Genomic DNA, 24,113 nt, shown 5'->3' with positions numbered 1-24,113 from the left:
ACGGGGCCGGCGGCGCGCCCACGGGCGAGGCCGTGCCGGGCGGCGGCGGGACGGCGGCGCCGCCCTCGCCGTGACCGCCCCAGCCGCCCGCACCCCCGGGGGGCGGCGGTGCGCCGTGCGCGCCCGCGGGAGTGCCGCCCCAGCCGCCGGCCGCCGCACCGGGCGCGGGCGGCGGTGCCGTCTGGAGCGTGAAGGAGCGGATGACGCCGCGCGTCTCGAGCTCGTGCAGGGCCGTCATGACGCGGTGGCGCTCCTCCGCGGAGGCCGGACGGCCCGTGGCCTCCTGGTACTGCAGGACGCCGAGGTCGCGGAACAGCTTCTCCGCGTCGCCGCCGCCGGGGGCGCCCAGGCCCCCGCCCGGTCCGCCGAAGCCCTGGCTCGCCAGCGCGGTGTCGGCCTTCGCCGCCAGCTCGTTGGCGGCCGCCTTGGCCTTGTCGAGGAACCCCATCGTCGTGCTCCTTCCACCTGTCCGCCCCGTCGTCGAGGACGGCACCGGAAAGAGCCTACGCAGGCACGACGCCTCTCAGTAGAGTCGTCGACGACCCCGCCGCGCCCCTGCGGAGCGGACCACGACGACGTCACGAGGGATGCACCGCCATGCCGATCCACGGTTCGCTGTTCCAGGACTTCCGCGAGACGACGGTCCAGGACCCGTTCGCGCTGCAGGGCAAGAAGATGCTCAAGGTGCAGATGGGCTACGGGCCGGTCTGGGCCAAGCTCGGGTCGATGGTCGCCTACCAGGGCGACATCCGCTTCGAGAACAAGGGCTCCGGCGGCCTGTCGCGGATGCTGAAGTCGGCGATGACGGGTGAGGGCGTCGACCTCATGCAGGCGACGGGGCAGGGCGAGCTCTTCGTCGCCGACGAGGCCCGCGAGATCCAGGTCATGTACCTGGAGAACGACGCCGTCTCCGTGAACGGCAACAACGTGCTGGCGTTCTCCTCCTCCATCGAGTGGGACATCCACCGCATCGCGGCGCGCGGGGGCGCCATGACGGGCGGCCTGTACAACGTGGTGCTGCGCGGCACGGGCTACGTGGCGGTCACGACGAAGGGCGAGCCCGTCGCCCTCGACGTGGCGAGCGCTCCGACCTTCGCGGACGCCCAGGCGGTCGTCCTGTGGACGGCCGGCGTGCACATGGACGTCCGCGTCGACACCGGCGGCCTGCGCTCCATGATCCGCGGCGGCACGGGCGAGACCTTCCAGATGGCGTTCGGCGGCCAGGGCTACGTGCTCGTGCAGCCGTCGGAGTCCGTCACCGACGGCGGCCACCAGCAGCAGGGCGGCAGCTCCTCCGGCGGCCTCGGCGGCCTCCTCGGCTGACCCGAGCGCCATCCGGCGCGGGCGGGTCCTCCCGCGCCCGCGCCGGATGGCCGTCGGCCGGGCCCGTGGGGGACGCTGGGGACCATGACGACGACCGACGCGACCCCCACCGCCGACCCCGCCGCCACCACCACCGACGCCCCCGCCGACCCCGCCCCCGCGCCCCCCGCCGCCCCGGCGGCCGCCACCGGCACCTCCGGACGCCGCGCCTCGCAGGGGGACGGCACGTACCCGCGCCCGCAGCTCGTCCGCGACGCCTGGGCGGACCTGTGCGGCCCGTGGGGCTTCGCCGCGGACCCGGCCGACGCCGGCCGCGACGCCGGGTGGTGGGGCCCGGGCGCGGCGGACGCCCCGTTCGACCGCACCATCACGGTCCCGTTCCCGCCCGAGTCGCCGGCCTCGGGGATCGGCACCGACGAGCCGCTGCGCGTGGTCTGGTACCGCCGCCCGCTCACGGCCGAGGACCTGGCCGCCGCGGGGGCGGGCCCCGACGGCGCGGTCCCCGGGCGGCGGGTGCTCCTGCACCTCGGCGCCGTCGACCACTCGGCCGACGTGTGGTTCGACGGGCAGCACGTGGGCCACCACGAGGGCGGGCAGACGCCGTTCGCGGTCGACCTCACCCCCGTGCTGCGCGCCCGGGCGGCCGCCGGGACCGCCCGCGACGGCGACCCGTACCTCGTCGTGCGGGCCGAGGACGACCCCGCCGACGTGACCCAGCCCCGCGGCAAGCAGGACTGGCGGGCCGAGCCGCACGTCATCTGGTACCTGCGGACGACCGGCATCTGGCAGCCCGTCTGGCTCGAGTCCGTGCCGGAGCAGCACCTCGCCGAGCTGGCCTGGGCCCCCGACGTGCCCGACGGGTCCGTCGAGCTCACCGCGCGGCTCGCGGCGCCCCCCGCCCCCGGCACGCGGCTGCGGGTGGAGCTCGTGCACGACGAGGAGACCCTCGCCGAGCAGGAGGTCCTCGTCCTCGACCGGGACGTGCGGGTGCGGGTCGCGCTGCCGCGGCAGGCCAACGGCCAGCAGTACGAGGAGCTCCTGTGGTCGCCGGAGACGCCGACGCTCCTCGACGCGACCGTCACGCTCGTCGCCCCCGCGGCGCCGGGCTCCCCCGACGGCACCGACGGCACCGACGGCACGGAGGACGTCGTCGCCTCCTACCTCGGGCTGCGCTCGTGCGCGGTCGCCCACGGCCGGTTCCTGCTCAACGACCGCCCGTACGGGCTGCGCTCCGTGCTCGAGCAGGGCTACTGGCCCGGCTCGCACCTCGCGGCGCCGTCGGCCGACGCCCTGCGCGCGGAGGTCCAGCTCATCAAGGACCTCGGCTTCAACTCCGCGCGGGTGCACCAGAAGGCCGAGGACCCGCGGTTCCTCTTCTGGGCCGACCGCCTCGGGCTGGCGGTCTGGGGCGAGACGGCGAACGCGTACGCCTCGTCGCCGCGCGCCGTGGAGCTGCTCACCCGCGAGTGGCTCGAGCTCGTGCGCCGTGACCGGTCGCACCCCTCCGTCGTCACGTGGGTGCCCCTCAACGAGAGCTGGGGCGTGCAGCACGGGGCGCACGACGTGGCGCAGCAGCACTACGGCCTCGGGCTCGTGCACCTGACGAAGGCGCTGGACCCCACCCGGCCGGTCGTGTCCAACGACGGCTGGGAGCACACGGACTCCGACATCTGGACCGTGCACGACTACGCCGCCCACGGCCCCGAGCTCACCGCCCGCTACGGCACCCCCGAGGCGGTCGCGGCGGTCCTCGGGGGCATCGGGCCGGCCGGGCGGCGGATGCGGCTCGCGGACGCCGCGCCGGTGGCCGACCGCGGCCAGCCCGTCATGCTCACCGAGTTCGGCGGCGTGTCCTGGGCCGGCGGCCGCGACGACGCGTGGGGCTACTCCACCGCCACCGACGGCGACGACTTCGCCGCCCGGGTGGGCGAGCTCCTCGGCGCCGCCCGGGCCTGCGCGCCGCTGGCCGGGTGGTGCTGGACGCAGCTCACCGACACCGGGCAGGAGACGAACGGCCTGCTGCACGCGGACCGGACGCCGAAGCTGCCGCTCGCGGTGCTGCGCGCCCTGGTCACCGGGGAGCGGCCGGCGGCGGGCACGGACTGAGAACCGGCTGAGGCCTGCCGGGGCGGGTGCATCCGCACCGGTGCATCCGTCCCGGGGGTACGTGAGGAAGAGGGGGTGTCCGGCACTCGTGCCGTGCCGGCCCGTCGTCGGCCCCGTCAGGGGGCAGACCTCACGAAGGGAACGCACCATGCGTACGCAGATCCTCACCGGCGGGGCCCTCGGCCTCGCGGCAGCGGTCGCCCTGGCGGTCCCGGCGGGCGCCGCCGCCTCCGACCCCGCCGACCTGTACGTCCTGCACGCCGTGCCCGACACCCCCGTCGACGTCTACGTCAACGGGGAGCGCCAGCTCGACGACTTCCAGCCCGCCGCCCTCGCCGGGCCGCTCGAGCTGCCCGCCGGCACCTACTCCGTCGCCCTCACCGCCGCGGACGCCGCCGACGCGTCCGCGCCGATCCTCGGGCCGATCGACCTCACGCTGGCGGCGGGCGGCAGCTACACCGCCGTCGCGCACCTCGCCGAGGCCGGCACCCCGACCGCGACGCTGTTCACGAACGACCTCTCGGCGACCGCCGCCGGTGAGGGCCGTCTCACCGTCCGCCACACCGCGGCCGCCCCGGCCGTCGACATCCTGGCCGGCGGGACGCCGGTCGTCGAGGACCTGACGAACCCGCGCGAGGCGAAGCTCGACCTGCCGGCCGGCACCGTCTCCGCCGCGGTGGCCCTGGCCGGGACCACGGCCCCGGTCATCGGCCCGGCCGACGTCCCCGTGCAGGACGGCACGAGCACGATCGTCTACGCCTGGGGCAGCGCGGATGCGGGCAACCTCGCCGTCGCCGTCCAGAGCATCGGCGGGCTGGGCTCCGCGCCGCACTCCGTCGACACCGGCGAGGCCGGCCTGCTCGACGCGGGCTCCTCGACGGCGGGCTGGGTGGCCGGCGGTGCCGCGGCGGCCCTGCTCCTCGTCGCCGGCGGCGTGGCGCGGGTCCGGACGGCCCGCGTCCAGCGCTGACGCACCGTGACGAGTCCCGGGTCGCCCCTCGCGCCGGAGCAGCGGGCGTGAGCACGACCCCCCGAGGCGTCGCCCCGGCCCGTGCGGCCGGGGCGGCGTCCCTCGTCGCCCTCCTGGCCCTCGGCGGGTCCACCGCCGGCGCCGGCGGGCGCGGGGGCGAGCAGGGCACCGAGCAGGGCGGCGGGGGGACCGGCACGGCCGCGACGGCGGGCCCGTCCGGCGCGTCGGGTCCGGCCGACCCGGTGGCCCCCCCGCCGTCCGTCGCCCCCGGGGACGTGCCCGTCGCGTCGGCCCGGCTCGAGGACCTCGTCGTGGCCGACCCCGTGCCGCCGACACGGGTCACGGTCCCCGGGGCCGGGATCGACATGCCCGTCGACCCCATGGGCGTGGACGCGGCCGGGGGCATGGAGGTGCCGTCGAGCGCCGGCACCGCGGGCTGGTACCGGTACGGCACCGCCCCGGGCGACCCGGCCGGCACCACGGTCGTCGTCGCCCACGTCGACACCGTCGAGGACGGGCTCGGCCCCTTCGCCCGGCTGCGCGACCTGCGCCCGGGGGACACCGTGACGCTCACCGGGGCCGACGGCACGGAGCACCGGTACGCCGTGACCGGGACGGAGGCGGTGGACAAGACGCAGCTGCCCGTCGACGAGCTCTTCACGCGGGAGGGGCCCCGGCGTCTCGTCCTCATCACCTGCGGCGGCCCGTTCGACAGGACGACGGGCTCGTACCGTGACAACGTCGTCGTCACCGCGGACCGGGCGTGAGCAGCCACGCCCGGGCCCGGGTCGCCCCGGGGGCCACCGACGTCCCCGTCCCGGCGTCCCGGGTCCTGTGCCCGCAGCACGAGAGGCGCGGCATGGTCACCGGTCCCCCGCCCGACCCGGGCGCCCCGTTCGACGTGCGCACGGCCGACGACGGCGCGCTCGGCGCCGCCTTCGCCACCGGCGACGAGGACGCCCTCGCCGAGGCCTACCGCCGCTGGTCCGCGCTCGTGCACACCCTGGCGCTGCGCTCGCTCGGCGACACCACGGACGCGGAGGAGGTCACCCAGCGGACCTACGTGTCGGCGTGGACCGGACGGTCCTCCTTCGACCCGGCGACGGGCAGCCTGCCGGCGTGGGTCGTCGGGATCGCGAAGCACCGCATCGCCGACGTCCACGCCGCCCGCGCCCGGGTGCGGGCCCTGGAGGAGCAGCTGCGCAGCGCGGCACCGCCGGAGGAGGGGCACGAGGTCGACCTCACCGACCGGCTCGTCGTGACGGACGAGCTGGCCAAGCTCGCGCCGGAGCCCCGCCAGGTGCTCCAGCTCGCGTTCTACGACGGCCTCACGCACGTCCAGATCGCCGAACGGCTCGGCCTGCCGCTCGGTACCGTCAAGTCCCACATCCACCGGGGTCTCGCCCGGCTCCGCTCGCGTCTGGAGGTGACGTATGCCGCACGATGACCGGCACGTCGACCCCGAGACGCTCGCCCTGCTCGCCCTCGGCGAGGGCGACGGCGCCGTCCGCGCGCACGTCGACGCCTGCCCCGGCTGCACCGCGGAGCTCGCGCAGCTCGGCGCCGCCGTGGCCGTCGGACGCGCCACCGTCGGGGACGGGGCGCTCGTCGCGCCGCCGGCCCAGGTCTGGAACCGCATCAGCGCGGAGCTGGGCCTCGCCCCGGCCCGGACGGCCGCGCCCCACGCCGCGCAGGACGCCCTGCTGCGCGCCGTGCGTGCGACGCCCCCCGACGCCGCCACGGCCGGGCCCCTCCCGGACGGCTCCGCGCCCGACGAGCCGGCGACCGCCGACGTCGTCCCCCTCGGCCGGGCCCGACGGCGGCGCACCCCGCTCGTCGCCGCGCTCGTCGGGGTGGCCGCCGTCGGGGCCGGGGCCGTCGTCGTGGCGAACCTTCCCGACCGCACGGCGGAGCCCGTCGCGACGGCCGTCCTCGACGCCTTCCCCGACTGGCCGGACGCCACCGGCACGGCCACGCTCGCGCGGGACGACCGCGCCCGCCGCCTCACCGTGCAGGTGAGCGCGGAGCCGGCCGGCGGCGACTTCCGCGAGGTGTGGCTCATCGCCTCCGACGGCTCGGGGCTGGTCAGCCTCGGCGTGCTCGAGGGCGACAGGGGCACCTTCACCGTGCCCGACGGGCTCGACCTGTCCGTCTACGACCTCGTCGACGTCAGCGACGAGCCCGTCGACGGCGACCCCGCCCACTCGGGCGACTCCATCGTCCGGGGCCCGCTGACAACCCCTGCCTGACGACCCCGGCCTGACGACCCCGGCCTGACGACCCCGAGGCTGCCGGGGCAGGCCGTCTAGCGCAGGGGGGACCAGCGCGGACCCGTGCGGCGGGTGACGCGACTGGTCTCGACGTCCACGAGCTCGCCGACGCGCGTGACGACGAGACGCCCCACGTCGGAGGCGGCGAGGTCGTCGGCCGCCTCGAAGCGCACGGTGAGGACGGGCCGGCCGCGCACCACCTCGACCTGCCCGGCCTCGACGGCGACGACGGCGCGGGCCGCCTCCGTCGCGGCGGGCAGCACCTGCGCCGGGTCGACACCCCGGCGGAGGTCGCCGACGGTCATGCGGACGCGGTAGGAGGGCATGCCCCGGCGCGGACCGAGCGGGCGGGCGGCGTCGGCGGGGCCGTCAGTGGCGGCGGGGCGGGGCCTGGGACCGGGCCGCGTCCTGGACGGCCTCGTCGAGCAGCTCGCCGCCGCCGGCGACGCCCCACTGGACGCCGATGGTCGCGGCCTCGTCGAGGCAGGCGACGACGAGCGCGGCCACGTCGTCGCGCGTCACCTCCCCCGCGTCGCCCGCGGCGGACAGCGTCACGGCGCCCACCCCGGGGTCGTCCGTCAGCGGCCCGGGCCGCAGGATCGTCCAGTCGAGGTCGGTGGCCCGCAGCCGGGTGTCGGCCTCGGCCTTCGCCTCGACGTAGGCCCGCCACGAGGGGTCCGCGTCCTCGTCGACGGGCCGGTCGACCCCTGCCGCGGACACCTGCACGAACCGCTCGACGCCCGCGAGCGCCGCCCCCTCCGCGAGGAGCACCGACCCGCCGAGGTCGACCGTCCGCTTGCGCTCGGGGCCCGATCCGGCGCCGGCACCGGCGGTGAACACGACCGCGTCGGCGCCGCGCACCACGGCGGCCATCCCCTCGACGTCCGTGCGCTCGAGGTCGAGGAGGACGCCGGTGCCGCCGAGCGCCGCCATCTCGTCCGCCTGCTCCGGGCGTCGCACCACGGCGCGCACCTCGTCGCCCCGCTCCGCGAGGAGCCGGACGAGGCGGCGGCCGATCTTGCCGGACGCTCCGACGACGACGACGGTGGGCACGGGTGGCTCCTCGGGGACGGGGCCCGGCGGGTGCGGGCGGGAGGCGTCGCGCCGGACGTGCGGGCGACCCGGCCACGGTAGGTCCCGGACCGTGCCCCGGCGCGGCGGGGGAGGGCGCGAGCCCCTCAGCCCGTCGGCAGAGGCTCGCCCGGGGCGGGGGACGGCGTCGCAGGGCCGCCGACGAGGTCGACGGTCCCCAGGACCCGCCCCTCGGCGTCGAGCGCCGCGGCGGTCCCGCTCGTCGGGCCGGTCGCACCGGCGGTGGCGGAGGTGCCCGCGTGCGGCGCCCACGCGAACCACCAGTCGGCGGGCGCACCGGTCTCGTCGGGCCCGGTCACGAGCAGCGCGGGCACCGCCGGGGCCGCTCCGAGCGCCACGGCGACCTCCGCGGGCGAGCCGTCGGTGCGCCCCCACGCGAGGTCCCACTCCCCGGCGGTGGCCGCGCCGACGAGCGCGAGCCCCGCGCCGGAGCCCGGCACGCCGGGGACCGGTGCCACCGCGACGGAGGCGGAGGCGGTCGGCTGCGCCAGGCAGGCACGGGTGCCCCAGGTGCCCGAGACGAGGACGACCGCGGACCCGTCGCGCTCGGCGGTGAGGAGCACGGACCGCACCGTCGCCGTGGGCGTCGGCCGTGCCCCGCCGGCCGTGCCCTCCTGGCGGTCGTAGGCGCGCAGGCACGTGACCTCGAGCTCGTCGGCGCGGACCCGGGGCCCGGCCGCCACGACGGGCCGGGGGTCGGCGGGGGACGCCGTGGTCCGGGGCGGTCCGGAGGCGGTCGCGGCCGTCGTCGCCGCCGTGGCGCCGGCGGCCGGGGCTCCGCCGGGTCCGGACGGGTCGCGCCCCGCCCACCCCAGCGCGGCCACCACGAGGAGCGCGACGAGGAGCAGCGCCCCGCCGGCGAGCAGGGGCACGGCCGCAGGTCGCCGGGGCGGCGGGGTCGTGGTCACCCGTCCAGCCTGCGGGGCGGCGCCGCCCGCCGCACCTGCCCGACGCACCTGCCCGACGCACCTGCCCGACGCACCTGCCCGACGCGCCCGCCCATCCCGTGCGGCGGCCGCCCCCGGCCCGCGGCCGGGCTCGGTGCGCGCTCCCCCGTGCGGTGACGTTGGATGAGGGCATGAGATTCCGCTACCTCGGCAACTCGGGCCTCAAGGTCTCCGAGATCACCTACGGCAACTGGCTCACCCACGGCTCGCAGGTCGAGAACGACACCGCGACGCAGTGCGTGCGCGCCGCCCTCGACGCCGGCATCTCGACGTTCGACACCGCGGACGTCTACGCGAACACGAAGGCCGAGACCGTCCTCGGCGAGGCGCTGAAGGGCGAGCGGCGCGAGTCGCTCGAGATCTTCACGAAGGTCTACTGGCCGACGGGCCCGGGCGGCAAGAACGACGTGGGCCTGTCCCGCAAGCACGTCCTGGAGTCGATCGACGGCTCGCTGCGGCGGCTGCAGACGGACCACGTCGACCTCTACCAGGCGCACCGGTACGACACGGAGACGCCGCTGGAGGAGACGATGCAGGCCTTCGCCGACGTCGTGCGCCAGGGCAAGGCCCTCTACATCGGCGTGAGCGAGTGGACCGCGGAGCAGCTGCGCGCCGGCCACGCGCTCGCGAAGGAGCTCGGGGTCCAGCTCATCTCGAGCCAGCCCCAGTACTCCATGCTGTGGCGCGTCATCGAGGAGGAGGTCGTCCCGGCCTCCCGCGAGCTCGGCGTCTCGCAGATCGTCTGGTCGCCCGTCGCCCAGGGCGTGCTCACCGGCAAGTACAAGCCGGGCCAGGAGCCGCCGGCCGGGTCGCGCGCCACGGACGAGAAGGGCGGCGCGAACATGATCAAGCGGTTCATGAACGACGACGTCCTCACCCGCGTCCAGGGCCTGCAGCCCGTCGCCGACGAGCTCGGCCTGTCGATGGCGCAGCTGGCCGTCGCCTGGGTGCTGCAGAACGACAACGTCGCCGCCGCCCTCATCGGCGCGTCCCGCCCCGAGCAGGTGCACGAGAACGTGAAGGCCGCCGGCGTGACGATCGAGGCCGACGTGCTGCAGCGCATCGACGACGTCCTCGGCGACGTCGTGGAGCGCGACCCGGCCCGCACGAAGGAGACGGCGCCCCAGAAGCGCCCCGCCTGACCGGATCGCCTGACCGGATCGCCTGACCGGATCACCGGACCGGACCGCCGGCCCCGGCGTCGTCCCCGTCAGCGCCGCAGGTGCCGGTGCGCCGCGGCGACGACGGCGGCGGCCACCGCGTCGAGCGCCGGGGAGCGCAGCCGCCACTGCTGCCAGTGCAGCCCCACGTCGACCGCACCGTCCGGGTCGAGGTCGACGAGGGCCCCGCTCGCCTCGTCGGGCGCGCTCTGCAGGTCCGGCAGCATGCCCCAGCCGAGGCCGAGGCGGACCGCGGCGAGGTAGTCCGCCGACGACGGCACGACGTGCGTCGGCGGCCGCGCGCCCGCGGGCAGCCGGGGGCGCAGGTACCGGTGCTGCAGCTCGTCCTTGCGGTCGAACACCACGACCGGGGCCCGCGCGAGGGCCTCGGGCGTGGGCCCGTCCGGGAACCAGCGGCGCGCGCCGCCCGCGGCGGCCATCGGGCGGTACCGCATGACACCGAGGCGGGTCACGGAGCAGCCCGCCACGGGGTCGGGGTCCGCCGTCACCGCCGCCACGACGGTCCCCGCCCGCAGCAGCGCGGCCGTGTGCTCCTGGTCCTCGCGGTGCAGCTCCAGGGCGACGGTCCCCGCCAGCGGGGCGAGCGCCGGCAGCAGCCAGGTGGCGAGGGAGTCGGCGTTCACCGCGAGCGGCAGGGTCGGCACGGCGGCCGGGACGCCGTCGGCCGTGCCGGCACCGAGCTCGACGAGGGCGTCGGCGGCGAGCAGCTCGACCTGACGCGCCAGCCGCAGCAGCACCTCGCCCGAGGGCGTCACGCGCACGGGCCGGCTGCGCACCAGCAGCACCCGGCCCGTGGCCACCTCGAGCGCGCGCAGCCGCTGGCTCACCGCCGAGGGCGTCACGTGCAGCGACCGGGCCGCGGCGTCCAGCGACCCCTCCCGCACGGCGGCGTCGAGCGCGCGGAGCTGGGCGAGGTCGAGGTCCACGACAGCAATGCTAACGATGCCTCAGGAACGTGAGCTGCGCTTCGTCAGACCCCGCGCCTACCGTCGGGACGTGCCTCCCACCCTGCTCGCCGCCCTGTCCGGCCTCGGCCTCGGCCTGTCGCTCATCGTCGCGATCGGCGCGCAGAACGCCTTCGTCCTGCGCCAGGGCCTGCGGCGCGAGCACGTCGGCGCGGTGGTGGCGGTCTGCGCGGTGTCGGACGCGGTGCTCATCGCGGCGGGGGTCGCCGGGGCGGGGGCCGTCGTGTCGGCGCACCCGGGCGTCCTCACCGCCGTCCGGCTGGGCGGCGCCGCGTTCCTCGCCGCCTACGGGCTGCTGGCCGCCCGCCGCGCCCTGCGCCCGCAGGTGCTCGACACCGCCGAGGGCACGGGCCGCACGCCGCTGCGGACGACGCTCGCGACGGTCCTCGCGCTCACCTGGCTGAACCCGCACGTGTACCTGGACACGGTGGTGCTGCTCGGCTCCATCGCCCAGGGGCACCCCGGGCGGCAGGGGTGGTTCGCCGCCGGCGCGGTGCTGGGGAGCGTGGCCTGGTTCTCGGCCCTGGGCTGGGGCGCGCGGCTGCTGCGCCCCGTGTTCGCACGTCCGGGCGCCTGGCGGGTGCTCGACGGCACCATCGCCGTCGTCATGCTGGCGCTGGCGGCCTCGCTCGTGCGTCCCCTGCTCTAGGGCCCGGCCCGTCAGGGCGCCGTGATGCGCAGGAGCACGCGCTCCCCGGTGCCACGGCCGAGCTTCTCGACCCCGAGGACGACGCGGTACTCCATCCCGTACTTCGTCCCGAAGACGGCGTCGCGGTGCGCGCGGGCGGCCTCGTCCTCGACCTCGACCGCGGCGACCCCCGCCACGACCGGCGCGTCCGGCTCGACCCCGCCCCGCCGGCCGCACGGCCGCAGGAGGACGCGGGGGTCGCGGCGCAGCCGCTTCACCTTGCCGCTGCCCGCCGGGGTCGTCACGACGAGCGCCTCGCCGTCCCGGGCGACCCAGACCGGCACGCCGACGGAGGTGCCGTCCCGGCGGAACGTCGTCAGCTCGACGAACCGCTCCTCGGCGAGGGCGGCGAGCTCGGTGGTGAGGGGCACGGCGGTCTCCCGGGGGTCGGCGGCCGGGACAGCATGGGGGCGGCCGGCCGTCGCCGCGACCCGGTCCCCGCCCGTCGCCCTCAGGGGCGCGGGTCCGTCCGGCGCCAGGGCCGCTCGTCGCGCCGGGCGCCCGTGCCCGCCGCGCACCGCCGGCACGCGCCCGTCACCGCGTCGGCGTCCCGCCCGCGGGCCGGCTGCGCGTCCTCCCACGTCACGTGCGGGAACCGGAGCAGCCCCTGACGGCCCAGCTGGAGGCCGCACACCGTCGCGTTCGTGCCGCGCTCCCACGCGTGGACCTCGCCGGCGGGCATCCGCACCCCGTCCGGGTCCGTCCACGTGCCCGTCGCCGCCACGGCGGCCCCCGTCACCCTCGTGCGCACCGTCACAGCCTCGGCCCCGGGCGCTCGACGCGCACGACCGGCGGCCAGCGGCGACCCTGGTCGCGTGACCACCACCGCACCCCAGGACGCGGGCACGGGCCTGCGCCGCGCCGTCTCCGGCCGCCTGCTGTTCCTGTTCGTCCTCGGCGACGTCCTCGGCGCCGGCATCTACGCCCTCGTCGGCGAGATGGCCGGCAGCGCGGGCGGCTTCGTCTGGCTCGCCTTCCTCGTCGCGCTCGCGATGGCGCTGCTCACCGCCGGGTCCTACGCCGAGCTCGTGACGAAGTACCCGAAGGCCGGCGGGTCCGCGGTGTTCGCGGAGCGGGCGTACCGCTCGCCGCTGGTGGCGTTCCTCGTCGGGTTCGCGATGCTCTCCGCCGGTGTCGTCAGCGCGGCGGGCCTGGCGCTCGCCTTCGCCGGGGACTACCTCGGCGCGCTCGTCGACCTGCCCGCCCTACCGGTCGCGCTGCTGTTCCTCGCGCTCGTCGCGGCGCTGAACGCCCGTGGCATCCAGGAGTCGCTGCGGGCGAACCTCGTCATGACGACGATCGAGCTCAGCGGGCTGCTGCTCGTCGTCGTGGTGGGCCTGCTCGTCCTGGGCCGCGGCGACGGCGACCTCGGCCGCGTCACGCAGGCGCCCGAGGGCACGACGACCGCCGTCGCCGTCCTGGCCACGGCGCTGGTCGCCTTCTACTCCTTCGTCGGCTTCGAGACGTCGGCGAACCTGGCGGAGGAGGTGCAGGACGTGCACCGGGTGTACCCCCGGGCGCTCTTCGGCTCCCTCGCCGTGGCCGGCGTCGTGTACGTGCTCGTCGGGCTCGTCGCGCCCGCCGTCGTCGCGCCGGCGGACCTCGCGGGGTCCAGCGCCCCGCTGCTCGAGGTCGTGCGGGCCTTCGGGTCGGTGCCCTCGTGGCTGTTCGCCCTCGTCGCCCTCATCGCCGTGGCGAACGGCGCCCTGCTCACGATGATCATGGCCAGCCGGCTCGCCTACGGGATGGCCAACCAGGGCCTGCTGCCCAGCGCTCTCGGGCGCGTCCTGCCCGGCCGCCGCACGCCGTGGGTCGCCATCCTCGTGACGACGGCGGTCGCGATGGTGCTCGCCGCCACCGGCGAGCTCGTCGACCTCGCCTCGACCGTCGTCCTGCTGCTGCTGTTCGTCTTCCTCTCGACGAACGTCGCCGTGCTGGTGCTGCGCAAGGACCGGGTCGACCACCCCCACTTCCGCGTCCCCGCGGTCGTGCCGGTGCTGGCCGTGGTCTCGTGCCTCGTGCTCCTCACGCAGCAGGAGGCGCAGCACTGGGCGCTGGCCGGCGGGCTGCTGGCCGTCGGCGTGGTGCTGTTCCTGCTGACCCGCCGGTCCTCCCGCGCCGCGGTGACGCCCCGCGGCTGACGCACGCGTGGGACGGGCGCGGGACGGGCGCCGGACGGGCGCGGCGCCGGGGCACCCCCGCGCCGCGCCCGTCGCACGTCGTCCCCGGCCTCCGCCCGCGCTCCCCCGACACCGGTCCTCCGCCCGACCGACCGGCCGGTCCGTTTCTGCCCCGTCGCAGCAGGTCAGCGCCGACCCTGTGCCCCGGCCCTCCGGCAAGCGCTTGCCGGACGGCGCGGCACCTGCCTACGGTCGTCCCCACCGGGCAGCCAGAGGCGTCTGAAACGATCCAGTCGCACGACGCCGATGTCGCAAGGGACAGGCCGCCCACGGACGAAGGATTCGACGATGAGTCTTCTCCCCCGTGCCGCCACCGGGCGCGCACTCCTCGTGGGCGGCGCCGGTGCCGCCCTCGTCGCCGGCCTCGCGTCGGGCGCGGCCGCGACGCCGACCGGGGCCGCCGCGCCACCCTCCGGCGGCCCGCCCAGCACCGCGCCCCGCCTGGAGCACCTCGACCGCGGGCTCGTCGCGGCGGCCACGGACCGCGGCGTCTTCCTGTCCTGGCGCCTGCTCGGCACGGAGGTCACGGGTGCCACGGCCGACGGGATGACGGGGCCGGACTTCCGCGTCTACCGGGACGGCACGCTCGCGGCGACCGTCACGGACAGCACGAACTGGCTCGACGAGGCCGGCACGGCCCTCTCGTCGTACCGGGTCGTCCCCGTGGTCGACGGCCGCGAGACCGGCCCGACGGGCACGGCGACCCCCTGGGGCGGCGCCTCGCTCGACGTCGCGCTGCAGAAGCCGGCGGACGGGTTCATCCCCGCCGGGGCCATCCACCCGGCGGGCGAGGCGTACACGTACTCCGCGAACGACGTGACCGCGGCGGACGTCGACGGCGACGGCGCCCTCGAGCTCGTCGTGAAGTGGGACCCCTCCAACTCCAAGGACGTCTCCCAGCGCGGCTACACCGGCAAGGTGTACGTCGACACGTACGAGCTCGACGGGACGCTCCTGCAGCGCCTCGACCTCGGCTGGAACATCCGCGCCGGCGCGCACTACACGCAGTTCGTCGTCCAGGACCTCGACGGGGACGGCCGCGCCGAGATCCTCCTCAAGACCGCCCCGGGCACGACGAGCACCCGGTACGTCGACGGGCAGCCGCAGCCGACCACGCCCATCACGCTCCTGCCCGAGGACGTCGCCGCCGGCGTCACGCACGACGACGACTACCGGCTGAGCGCCGCGGGGTACCAGGACCACCTGGCGGAGATGCTGCAGGGCTGGAGCAGCCACCCCGAGGTGGTGGCCGGGCGCTGGCCCGCGACGGTGGAGGAGGCGCTCGGCCTCGCGCCGCGGTACTCCTACCCCCTCGCGGACGCCGACGCCGAGGCGCTGGCCGACCACCTCGTCGACGTCTACGCGCCCCAGCGGTCCGCCCGCAACGAGCTGCGGCTCTTCGAGGGCTTCGTCCTGGACGGCCCCGAGTACCTCTCCGTCTTCGACGCGGGCACGGGCACCGAGCTCGAGACCGTCCGCTACGAGCCCGGTCGCACGGACGACGGGCTGCTCTGGGGCGACTACGCCATGAGCCGCATCGAGCCCGGCAACCGGGTCGACCGGTTCCTCGCCGGCGTCGCGTACCTCGACGGGCAGCACCCGTCGGCGGTGTTCGCCCGCGGGTACTACACGCGCTCGACGATCGCGGCCTACGACTGGGACGGCGAGCACCTGCAGCAGCGCTTCCTCGTCGACAGCGGGTGGACGCCCATGACGAACCCGTTCGACGACGGCCCGCACGGGCGCGACGGGACCGACCCGGAGTTCGGCACGATCACCACGCAGGGCTTCCACTCCCTGTCCGCGGCGGACGTGGACGGCGACGGCCGCCACGAGATCGTCTACGGCTCCGCGACGATCGACGACGACGGCACCCTCCTGTACTCCTCCGTCGACACGATGCCGCCGCCGTCGGCCACGCCCGGCGTCGAGGCGCGGCTCGGGCACGGCGACGCCATGCACGTGACGGACATCGACCCCGACCGCGACGGCCTGGAGATCTGGACCGTGCACGAGGGCGCGACCTTCGCCCCCTTCGGCAGCGCGATGCGGGACGCCGCGACGGGCGAGGTGCTGTTCGGCGCGTACTCCGGGCGCGACACCGGCCGCGGCATGATCGGGGACGTCGACCCGACGACCCGTGGCATCGAGGTGTGGGCCTCCATGCCGAACGGCACCGAGGGCAGCGGCCTCCTGAGCGCGACGGGCACCACGATCGGCGCCGCCACGCCCGGCACGAACCAGTCCATCCGCTGGGCCGCCGACGGCACGACCCAGGTCGTCGACGGTGCGGGCGACGTGACCCCGACCGTGGTCGACCGCACGCGCGGGGTCCTGCTCACCGCCACCGGGACGCGCACGAACAACGGCACGAAGGGCAACCCGTCCCTCGTCGCCGACGTCCTCGGCGACTGGCGGGAGGAGCTCGTCGTCCGCACGGCCGACAGCAGCGCCCTGCGGATCCACCTGTCCACCGAGGTGACGGACCGGAAGATGTCCACGCTGCTGCACGACCTGCAGTACCGCGCCGAGGTCACCCGTCAGCAGACGGCCTACAACCAGCCGTCCTACCCGGGCTTCTACCTCGCCTCCGACACGGACTTCACGCAGGTCCCCGTGCCGGACCTGGTGCTGCCGGAGCCGGCGTCCGTCCGGGCCGACCTCGCCCGGCTCGTCGCGTCCGGGGACGTCTCCGGGCCCGTGGCGCAGCGGCTGGCGTCCCGCCTCGACGCGGCGCAGCGGCACGTCGACGCGCACCGCACGGCGCAGGCGCTGACGGAGCTGGAGAAGGCCGTCGCCGTCCTCGACGCCCCCACGGGCCCGAGCACGGTGTCCGACCACGCGGCGACGACCCTGCGCCTCGGCATCGCCGCGGCGGTGCGCTCGCTGACCTGACCGCGCCCGGTGCGGCCGGCCGTGCCTCTGCCTGAGGGGACGCGGCCGGCCGGCCCCTGACCGGTCCGTCCCCCGCCGACGCCCGGCGGTCGTCCCCGCGACGGCCGCCGGGCGTCGCCGTGCCGGCAGCACACGTCCCCACCCCGACGAGATGCCGGTCCCAGCCGCTCAGGGAGGAGCAGAGGCGACCGGAACAGGCATCTCGTCGGGAGGGCGGCGCACCCGCGGTGCGGCCAGAACCCCTCCCCACCCCCCGACGAGATGCCGGTCCCGGTCGTTCCGGAAGGTGCGGAGGCGAGCGGAACGGGCATCTCGTCGACGGTGCCGGACCCGGGCCGGGCGGGGGTCGGGCCGGGCGGGGGTCGGGCCGGACGGGCGCGAGCCCCGGCCGACGGTGGTCGGACGGGGCTCGCGGCGCGTCTGTGTGCGGCGGTGCGGCCGTGGGTCGGAGGGCTAGAGCTGGAGCTCCGCGAAGAACTGGGCCGCGAAGTCCTCCGGCGTGATGTTGCCGTAGTTGAGCTCCTCGGCCAGCTTCGTCCAGGTCTGCGTGAGCGTGCCGATGCCCTCGGGGTAGACGGGGGTGTCCGCCGTGACCTCGTCGGCGACGGCCTCCTCGTACGCGAGGACCTTCGCGTCGATGCTGCCCTCCTCCGTGACGACCGCGTCGCGCTGCTCGGGGTCGGCCGGGACGCCCTTCGAGGTGCCGAAGATCTCGCCGACGCGGGGGTCGGTGAGGAGGAAGTCGATGAGGACGGCGGCCTCGGCCGGGTGCTCGGTGTTGCCGCCCGCGGACAGGAGCATCGACGGCTTCCAGAACATGTGGCGCTCGCCGTCGTCGGCGACGGGCACGGGCATCATCTCGAGGTTCGTCTTGCCGGAGTCGTTCGTGTGCTGGGCGAGGAAGTTGTCCCAGGTGAAGTCGGCGGCCTGCTCGTTGGCGCCGAACCCGGTCTTCGGGGCGAGCGCGGTGGCGCGGGCGGCCGGGAACACCGAGCCCGAGGCGCGCAGGTCGGCCGTGCGCTCGAGGAACTCGACGATGTCGGCCTCGTCGAACAGCGGGCTGCCGTCCTCCGCGAAGGGGCCGTCCCCGTTCTGCACCATCCACAGCGTGAAGTACTCGAAGTTCGCGCCGGTGTCCGGGCCGCCGTACAGCGGCTGACCCTCGGCGGTGGTCGCGCCGGAGGCCGACACCTCCGTGATGAACGCGTGCAGGTCGTCCCAGGTGAGGTCGCCCGTCGGCAGGGGGACGCCGGCCGCGGCCGCGACGTCGGGGTTGAGGAAGATCGCCAGGGTGTTCGTCGAGGTGGGGATGCCGACCTGCCTGCCGTCGACCGTGCCGGCCTCGACGAGCTTCTCGTCCCAGCCCTCGAGGTCGATCGTGCCGTCCTCGAGGTAGGGGGCCAGGTCGAGGAAGCTGCCCTGGCCGCCGTACTCCTGCAGGTAGGAGACGTCGGACTGGATGACGTCGGGCAGGGCGCGGCCGGCGGCCTCCGTCGCGCGGGCCGGCCAGTAGTCCGCCCAGGCGGCGAAGGTCTCGTTCACCGTGATGTCCGGGTGCTCCGACTCGAAGAGGTCGAGCGCCTCCGTGTAGCGGGTGGCGCGGTCCTCGCTCCCCCAGAACGTCATCGTCAGGGTCACGGGCCCGCTCGACCCCCCGTCCGCGGCGGGGTCCTGGCCCCCGCCCCCTCCGGAGCACGCGGCGAGGCCGAGCACGGCGGCCAGGCCGGCGGACAGGACGACAGGACGACGTGGAGGCATCGTGAGCTCCCTCGCTCGGATGACGGAAGGCCCTTTCCTACCGCGAGAAACCGCTTTCGTCCAGACCGGCGGCCGGCGCGGGGTTCCCCCTCGGGCCCCCGTGCACGACGGTGGACGCATGGCCCCGGACCCCGCCCCGCCCGTCCCGACGCCGGTCCCGACCCCGGTGACGACGCCCGTCGGGCACGTGGTCCGCGACGCCCTCGGCCTGCACCTGCGCTTCCGGCGGCACGTGCCCCGGCCGGTCGCCGCGGTGTGGGCGGGGCTGACGGACAACGCCGTGCTCGCGCGCTGGTACGGACGGTGGGAGGGCGACCCCGCGAGCGGGCGCGTCCTCGTCCACCTCTCCGAGGAGGGCGACGCGCCGCCCGAGGCCCTCGACGTCCGCCGGTGCGCGCCGCCGCACCACCTCGCCGTCACCGCGTCCCCCGGCGGGGAGGACCCCTGGCCGCTCGAGGTGGACCTCGCGCCCGACCCGGCGGACCCGGGCGCCACGCTGCTGACGTTCGTGCACCACCTCTCCCCCGGCCTGGCCCCCGGCGACGTGGGCGCCGGCTGGCACTGGTACCTCGACCGCCTCGGGGCCGTGCTGGAGGACCGGCCCCCGCCCGGGGACTGGGACGAGTACGCGGGGCTGGCCGACCGGTACCCGGCGCCCTGAGCCGCGAGCGACCCCGGGCCCGACGAGGACCGTGACCGGACAGATCACCCGCAGGGGCGACCCCGCCCGGCGCTACGATGCGCCCGTGCCGGCCGCGCTCCTGTCCCGTGAGGCGGAGACGGCCGCCCTCGACGCCGCCCTCGCGCGCGCCGCCGCGGGCGAGGGAGCCGTGGTCCTCCTCGAGGGACCCGCCGGGATCGGCAAGACCGCGCTCCTGCAGCACGCGCGGGACGGCGCCGCCGGAGCCGGCCTCCGGGTCCTGTCGGCCCGCGCCAGCGAGCTCGACCGGGGGTTCGCCTACGGGGTCGTGCACCAGCTCGTCGGGCCGGCGCTCGCGGAGCCCGGGGCCCGCGCGTCGCTCCTCCAGGGGGCCGCGGCCCGCGCCGCCGCGCTGCTCGACCCCGAGGCCGAGGCGTCGGAGGAGCAGGCCTACGCCCTCCAGCTCGCGCTCTACTGGCTCGTCGCCAACCTCGCCGAGGGCGGCCCGCTCGTCCTGCTCGTCGACGACCTGCAGTGGGCGGACCTGCCCAGCCTGCGCTTCGTCGAGTACCTCGGCCGGCGCGTGGACGGGCTGCCCGTCGTCGTCGTGGCGACCGTCCGCACCGGCGACCCGGGCGCGCCGACCGACCTGCTCGCGGAGATCGCGCAGGGGCCGTCGGCGCTCAGCCTGCGCCCGGAGCCCCTCGACCTCGCCGCCGTGGAACGGGTCCTCGCGACGGGGCTCGGCGCGAGCGCGGTCGGCGACGGCTTCGCCCGGGCGGCCTTCCGCAGCACGGGGGGCAACCCGCTGCTCGTGAGCATCCTCGCCCGCGAGGCCGCCACCGCGTCGCTGGCCGGCCGGGACGACGAGGGCGCCCGCCTGCTGGCGCTCGGCGGGCGGGGCGTCGCCACCGTCGTCGCACGGCGCCTGCGCCCCCTCGGCGCGGGCGCCACCGCGGTCTCCCGTGCGGTCGCCGTCAGCGGGCAGCGCGGCACCGTCGAGGACCTGGCGACGCTGGCCGGCCTCGAGGTGGCGGCGGTGCGCGTCGAGCTCGACCGCCTCGTCGACGCCGAGGTGCTCCAGCCCGGGGGCGGCTTCGTCCACCCCCTCGTCGGGGCCGCCGTGCTCGACGGGTGCCCCGGGCGCGAGCTGTCCCGGCTGCACCGGCTCGCCGCGCGGCTGCTCCGCGAGCGCGGCGCCCGGCCCGGCGAGGTCGCGGTGCACTGGCTGGCCGCGGAGCCGGCCGGGGACCCGCAGGCCGTCGACGACCTGCTGCGCTCCGCCACCGCCGCCGCGGCCGAGGGGTCCCTGGAGACCGCGATCACGCACCTGCGCCGGGGACTGGCCGAGCCGCCGACGCCGGAGCAGCGGCCGACCGTGCTGCTCGAGCTCGGGGACGCCGAGGTGCGCGCCCAGCTGCCCGAGGGGCCCGACCGGCTGCGGGAGGCGCTCGCGCTGCTGCCCCGCGGCAACGGCTCGGCGCGCGCCCGGGCCGCCCTGGGCAACCAGCTCGTGCACACGGACCCCGTCGCGGCGCTCGACGAGGTGGGCCGCGGGCTCGAGGAGGCCGACGACCCGGGCCTGCAGCTGCGCCTCGAGGCCTTCATGCTCGAGTCGCTCATCTTCCCCGACGCCTTCGCCGACGCCCGCCGGTCCGCCTTCGAGCTCGGGCGCGCCGACCCGTCCCCCTCGCCCGTCATGCTCGTCCACCTCGCCGTCGACGGCGCGTGCGCCGGCCGGCCCGCCCCGGAGGTCCGGGCCCTCGCCGAGCGGGCCGTCGCCGACGGCGGCGTCGTCGAGCAGGTCGGCCCGGCCAGCTCGACGTGGAACCTGCTGACCCACTCCTTCCGCTTCGTCGAGGACCGGGACCGCGCGGCCCAGGTGCTCGAGGAGGGCGAGCGGATCGTCGTGGACCGCGGGCTCGTCTCCGCGCGCTTCTTCATCGAGCAGTCGTGGGGCTACTGGCACCGCGACTTCGGCTCCGTCGCCGTGGGCGCCGCCCGCGCGCAGCTCGGCCACGCGACGATCCGCGAGCTCGGCCTGGAGCTGACGATCCCGGCCCTCGCCGCCATCGCCGCGGAGAACCTCGCCCACCTCAACCGCCTCGACGAGGCGGCGCAGCACATCGACCGGGGGTTCGGGCCGGCCGAGAACACGTACATGGAGCCGTTCACGATCAGCGCGCGGGCGCTCGTGCGCCTCCTGGTCGGCCGGCACGAGGCCGCCGAGGCGGACCTGCGGCGGGGGCTGGCGCTCGAGGCGGAGCGCGGCTGGTCCTCCCCGCACGCCACCCGCGCCCGGCAGCGGCTGGCCGAGGTGCTGCTCGCCACCGGGCGGCCGACGGAGGCGGTGGACCTGCTCGAGGCCGACCTCGCCGTGGCCACCGCGGCGGGCCTGGCCGGGGCGCGCGGGATGACCCTGCGGCGCCTGGCCGCCGCCACGCGCGGCGACGAGGGGCTCGACCGGCTGGAGGAGGCCGTCGCGACGCTCGCCACCACGCCGTACCGCCTCGAGCACGGCTGGGCGCTGCACGACCTGGGCGTGCGCCTGGCCCGGCGGGGCGACCGGGTCGGCGCGCGCGAGCCGCTGCGCCTCGCGCTCGACGCCGCCACGCGCACGGAGAGCACCCGGCTGGCGCGCCACGTGCGCACGGAGCTCGAGGCCGCCGGCGCGCGGCCCCGGCGCGCCTACGCCTCGGGCGCCGACGCGCTCACCGCCTCGGAGCGGCGCGTCGCCGACCTGGCGGTGTCCGGGCTGACGAACCGGGAGATCGCCGAGACCCTCTGGATCACCCCGAAGACGGTCGAGATCCACCTCAGCCGCACCTACGGCAAGCTCGGCATCACCTCCCGCCGGGAGCTGCCGCAGGCCCTGGGCCTGGCCGCCGCCGCGTAGGCCCGACCCGGACCGCCCGCACCGCCGGCACGGCCGGCACCGCCGGCTCCGCCCGGACCGCCCCCGTGGCGGCACGTGCCGCGGCTACGCTCGCCGGGCCGGGCGGGGAGCGGTCCCACGCCCCGGCGCGCGGGCGGTCCGAGGGGGGACGCGATGTCGGAGGCGACGCTGCAGGGCCTGCGCGCGCGCCCCGCCGTGCCCGCGGACCCGGCCGACGACGACGCGCTCGTCGTGTGCGAGAGCCTCGTGCGCATCCACCGGACCGGGTCCGTCGAGGTCCAGGCGCTGCAGGGGCTCGACCTGCGGGTGGCGGCCGGGGAGATGGTGGCGGTCGTCGGCGCGTCCGGCTCGGGCAAGAGCACCCTGCTGCAGGTGCTCGCGGGCCTGGACACCCCGACCGCCGGACGGGTCCGCGTCGCCGGGCACGACCTCGCCGCCCTCGACCGGCGGGCGCGCGTGGCCTACCGGCGGCACGTCGTCGGGGTCGTCGCCCAGCGCACGGCCGAGAACCTCCTGCCCTGGCTGACCGCCGCCGAGAACGTCGCCGTGCCCCTGGCGCTGGCCGGGGTGCCGCGCCGGCGACGGGCGGCCCGCGGGGCCGAGCTGCTCGAGGCCCTCGGGGTCGCCGACCTCGCGGGGCGCCGGCCCGGCCAGATGTCCGGCGGCCAGGCGCAGCGGGTGGCCGTGGCGGTCGCGCTCGCGAACCGGCCGCGGCTCCTGCTCGCCGACGAGCCGACGGGCGAGCTCGACACGGCGACGGCGGCGGCGCTGCTGGCGACCCTGCGCGAGGTGCACCGCGCGCACGGCACCACGGTCGTCGTCGTCACGCACGACCCCGCCGTCAGCGGTCAGGTCGAGCGCACGGTGGCCATCCGGGACGGGCGCACGAGCACGGAGGTCCTGCGCCGCGCCCCCGGGGCCGACGGGCGGGCGGGCGTCGCGGAGGAGTACGCGGTCATGGACCGCGCCGGACGGGTGCAGGTGCCGCGCGAGCACCGGGAGGCCCTGGCCCTCACCCGGCGCGTGCGGATCGCGCTCGAGGGCGACCACGTGGCCCTGCGGGCGGCGCCCGAGGCGCCCCGCGCGGCCGACCCCGGCGGGCCGGCGTGACGGCGGGGCCGCCGCCACCGCCGGCGGGCGCGCAGGACGCGGTGGCGCCCCCGCCGCTCGTGCGGGCCCGGGGCCTGCACCGCACCTACGGCCGCGGCCCGACCGCCGTGCACGCGCTGCGGGGCGTCGACCTCGACGTGGCGCCGGGCGAGCTCGTCGCGCTCGTCGGGCGCTCGGGCTCGGGCAAGTCGACGCTGCTGCACCTCGTCGGGGGGCTCGACCGGCCCGACGCCGGCACCGTCGAGGTCGCGGGCACGGACGTCGGGGACCTCGACGAGGACGGGCGCGCCCGCCTGCGCCGCGGGACCGTCGGCTTCGTCTTCCAGTCCTTCGGCCTCGTGCCGGTCCTCTCCGCGGCGGAGAACGTCGGCGTGCCGCTGCGGCTGCAGCGGCTGCCCCCCGACGAGCGGGAGCGGCGGGTGGCCCTGCTGCTCGAGCTCGTCGGCCTCTCCGACCACGCGACGCAGCGTCCCGACGAGCTCTCGGGCGGCCAGCAGCAGCGGGTGGCCGTCGCCCGCGCCCTCGCCGCCGCCCCGCGGCTGCTCGTCGCCGACGAGCCGACGGGCCAGCTCGACGCGGAGACCGGGCTCGCGGTCATGGCCCTCGTGCGCGGCGTCGTCGAGGCCGAGGGCACCGCCGCGCTCGTCGCCACGCACGACCCGGTGATGATCGGGCTCGCCGACCGGGCCGTGCACCTCGTCGACGGGCGGCTGCGCGAGGCATGAGGGCGTCCCTGCGGCGGGGCCGGGCCGCCCTCCACGACGCGGTCGCGGCGGTCGCGCGGCGGGCGCCGGGGCAGCGCGCCCTGCTCGCGGCGGTGCTCGTGCTCCTCGTCGCGGGGTCGACCGCGCTGGGGCTGGGCGCCTGGCTCGCGACCACGGCGCAGGAGCGGGCCCTCGTGGCGGGGCTCGCGTCCGCCGACGCCGCCGACCGGACCGTCCGCGCCACCGCGTCGCTCGTCGGGGGCGACGCGTCGGCGGGCGTCGGGCGGGCCCGGGCCGCCCTCGCCGACGCGCTCGCGCCCGCCCCCGTGGCCCTCGTGCTCCGGCTCACCGGCCCGCTGCGCGCCCTGCCCGCCGCCGGCGCACCGCC

At 77.4% G+C, this 24,113-nt stretch carries 23 protein-coding genes; 15 read left to right on the top strand and 8 right to left on the bottom strand.

Going from position 1 to position 24,113, the window contains the following annotated elements:
- The coding region (locus EJA20_RS13845) for a hypothetical protein (protein ID WP_205687507.1) at positions 1-448 on the bottom strand (448 nt) is incomplete at its 3' end.
- Between the two features lie 149 nt (positions 449-597).
- On the opposite strand from EJA20_RS13845, the gene EJA20_RS13840 reads away from it, so the two are divergent.
- The 6 genes from EJA20_RS13840 to EJA20_RS13815 all read left to right on the top strand — a co-directional run bounded on the left by EJA20_RS13840 (position 598) and on the right by EJA20_RS13815 (position 6,648).
- A complete protein-coding gene (locus EJA20_RS13840) occupies positions 598-1,323 on the top strand; it encodes an AIM24 family protein (protein ID WP_129338987.1) in 726 nt (241 codons plus the stop codon).
- A gap of 84 nt (positions 1,324-1,407) precedes the next feature.
- Positions 1,408-3,429, top strand: coding sequence for a glycoside hydrolase family 2 protein (locus tag EJA20_RS13835; protein ID WP_129338985.1), 2,022 nt, complete (start codon positions 1,408-1,410; stop codon positions 3,427-3,429).
- A gap of 148 nt (positions 3,430-3,577) precedes the next feature.
- On the top strand, positions 3,578-4,399 hold the full coding sequence (locus EJA20_RS13830; RefSeq protein WP_129338983.1) for a DUF4397 domain-containing protein: 822 nt from the start codon (positions 3,578-3,580) through the stop codon (positions 4,397-4,399).
- A 47-nt stretch (positions 4,400-4,446) separates the two neighbouring features.
- Positions 4,447-5,166, top strand: a complete 720-nt coding sequence (locus EJA20_RS13825) for a class F sortase (protein ID WP_129338981.1) — start codon at positions 4,447-4,449, stop codon at positions 5,164-5,166.
- Positions 5,167-5,258: 92 nt separating this feature from the next.
- A complete protein-coding gene (locus EJA20_RS13820) occupies positions 5,259-5,846 on the top strand; it encodes an RNA polymerase sigma factor (RefSeq protein WP_129338979.1) in 588 nt (195 codons plus the stop codon).
- Positions 5,833-6,648 (top strand): anti-sigma factor, encoded by an 816-nt coding sequence (locus tag EJA20_RS13815; protein ID WP_129338977.1) that lies wholly within the window; start codon positions 5,833-5,835, stop codon positions 6,646-6,648. The genes EJA20_RS13820 and EJA20_RS13815 overlap by 14 nt, the downstream gene beginning before the upstream one ends.
- A 56-nt stretch (positions 6,649-6,704) precedes the next feature.
- Here the strand turns inward: EJA20_RS13815 and EJA20_RS13810 are convergent, their stop codons facing one another.
- The 3 genes from EJA20_RS13810 to EJA20_RS13800 form a co-directional block, all read right to left on the bottom strand.
- The gene (locus EJA20_RS13810; RefSeq protein ID WP_240675502.1) at positions 6,705-6,974 is read right to left on the bottom strand and encodes a hypothetical protein; all 270 of its coding nucleotides are present in this window, start codon (positions 6,972-6,974) and stop codon (positions 6,705-6,707) included.
- 64 nt (positions 6,975-7,038) lie between these two features.
- Positions 7,039-7,722 carry an SDR family oxidoreductase gene (locus EJA20_RS13805; protein ID WP_129338973.1) on the bottom strand — a complete coding sequence of 228 codons (684 nt, stop codon included), beginning with the start codon at positions 7,720-7,722 and terminating at the stop codon, positions 7,039-7,041.
- A 125-nt stretch (positions 7,723-7,847) separates the two neighbouring features.
- Positions 7,848-8,669, bottom strand: coding sequence for a hypothetical protein (locus EJA20_RS13800; protein ID WP_129338971.1), 822 nt, complete (start codon positions 8,667-8,669; stop codon positions 7,848-7,850).
- Positions 8,670-8,839: 170 nt separating this feature from the next.
- On the opposite strand from EJA20_RS13800, the gene EJA20_RS13795 reads away from it, so the two are divergent.
- Positions 8,840-9,850 carry an aldo/keto reductase family protein gene (locus EJA20_RS13795; RefSeq protein WP_129338969.1) on the top strand — a complete coding sequence of 337 codons (1,011 nt, stop codon included), beginning with the start codon at positions 8,840-8,842 and terminating at the stop codon, positions 9,848-9,850.
- Positions 9,851-9,918: 68 nt separating this feature from the next.
- Here the strand turns inward: EJA20_RS13795 and EJA20_RS13790 are convergent, their stop codons facing one another.
- Positions 9,919-10,815 carry a LysR family transcriptional regulator ArgP gene (locus tag EJA20_RS13790; RefSeq protein WP_129338967.1) on the bottom strand — a complete coding sequence of 299 codons (897 nt, stop codon included), beginning with the start codon at positions 10,813-10,815 and terminating at the stop codon, positions 9,919-9,921.
- Positions 10,816-10,885: 70 nt separating this feature from the next.
- On the opposite strand from EJA20_RS13790, the gene EJA20_RS13785 reads away from it, so the two are divergent.
- The gene (locus EJA20_RS13785) at positions 10,886-11,503 is read left to right on the top strand and encodes a LysE/ArgO family amino acid transporter (RefSeq protein WP_240675501.1); all 618 of its coding nucleotides are present in this window, start codon (positions 10,886-10,888) and stop codon (positions 11,501-11,503) included.
- Positions 11,504-11,514: 11 nt separating this feature from the next.
- Here the strand turns inward: EJA20_RS13785 and EJA20_RS13780 are convergent, their stop codons facing one another.
- Positions 11,515-11,913, bottom strand: coding sequence for a PPOX class F420-dependent oxidoreductase (locus EJA20_RS13780; RefSeq protein WP_205687506.1), 399 nt, complete (start codon positions 11,911-11,913; stop codon positions 11,515-11,517).
- Between the two features lie 80 nt (positions 11,914-11,993).
- Positions 11,994-12,293: a hypothetical protein gene (locus tag EJA20_RS13775; RefSeq protein WP_129338963.1), complete on the bottom strand. Its 300-nt coding sequence runs from the start codon at positions 12,291-12,293 to the stop codon at positions 11,994-11,996.
- A 64-nt stretch (positions 12,294-12,357) separates the two neighbouring features.
- On the opposite strand from EJA20_RS13775, the gene EJA20_RS13770 reads away from it, so the two are divergent.
- Positions 12,358-13,683 carry an APC family permease gene (locus EJA20_RS13770; RefSeq protein WP_129338961.1) on the top strand — a complete coding sequence of 442 codons (1,326 nt, stop codon included), beginning with the start codon at positions 12,358-12,360 and terminating at the stop codon, positions 13,681-13,683.
- A gap of 327 nt (positions 13,684-14,010) precedes the next feature.
- Positions 14,011-16,617: a rhamnogalacturonan lyase gene (locus tag EJA20_RS13765; RefSeq protein WP_164983989.1), complete on the top strand. Its 2,607-nt coding sequence runs from the start codon at positions 14,011-14,013 to the stop codon at positions 16,615-16,617.
- Between the two features lie 453 nt (positions 16,618-17,070).
- Here the strand turns inward: EJA20_RS13765 and EJA20_RS13760 are convergent, their stop codons facing one another.
- The gene (locus EJA20_RS13760) at positions 17,071-18,375 is read right to left on the bottom strand and encodes an ABC transporter substrate-binding protein (RefSeq protein WP_129338959.1); all 1,305 of its coding nucleotides are present in this window, start codon (positions 18,373-18,375) and stop codon (positions 17,071-17,073) included.
- Between the two features lie 118 nt (positions 18,376-18,493).
- On the opposite strand from EJA20_RS13760, the gene EJA20_RS13755 reads away from it, so the two are divergent.
- The 5 genes from EJA20_RS13755 to EJA20_RS13735 all read left to right on the top strand — a co-directional run.
- Positions 18,494-19,036: an SRPBCC domain-containing protein gene (locus EJA20_RS13755; RefSeq protein ID WP_164983988.1), complete on the top strand. Its 543-nt coding sequence runs from the start codon at positions 18,494-18,496 to the stop codon at positions 19,034-19,036.
- Between the two features lie 85 nt (positions 19,037-19,121).
- Positions 19,122-21,911, top strand: a complete 2,790-nt coding sequence (locus EJA20_RS13750) for a LuxR family transcriptional regulator (RefSeq protein WP_164983987.1) — start codon at positions 19,122-19,124, stop codon at positions 21,909-21,911.
- Positions 21,912-22,064: 153 nt separating this feature from the next.
- Positions 22,065-23,021 (top strand): ABC transporter ATP-binding protein, encoded by a 957-nt coding sequence (locus tag EJA20_RS13745; protein ID WP_129338953.1) that lies wholly within the window; start codon positions 22,065-22,067, stop codon positions 23,019-23,021.
- 41 nt (positions 23,022-23,062) lie between these two features.
- Positions 23,063-23,746: an ABC transporter ATP-binding protein gene (locus EJA20_RS13740; protein WP_129338951.1), complete on the top strand. Its 684-nt coding sequence runs from the start codon at positions 23,063-23,065 to the stop codon at positions 23,744-23,746.
- A partial coding sequence (locus EJA20_RS13735; protein ID WP_205687505.1) for a hypothetical protein occupies positions 23,743-24,113 on the top strand: 371 nt, incomplete at its 3' end. The genes EJA20_RS13740 and EJA20_RS13735, both read left to right, overlap by 4 nt.

This window comes from Cellulomonas endophytica (genome assembly GCF_004123805.1).
In the GTDB taxonomy this organism is placed as follows: Bacteria; Actinomycetota; Actinomycetes; order Actinomycetales; family Cellulomonadaceae; genus Cellulomonas; species Cellulomonas endophytica.
This window is presented reverse-complemented; position numbering and strand designations above follow the sequence as displayed.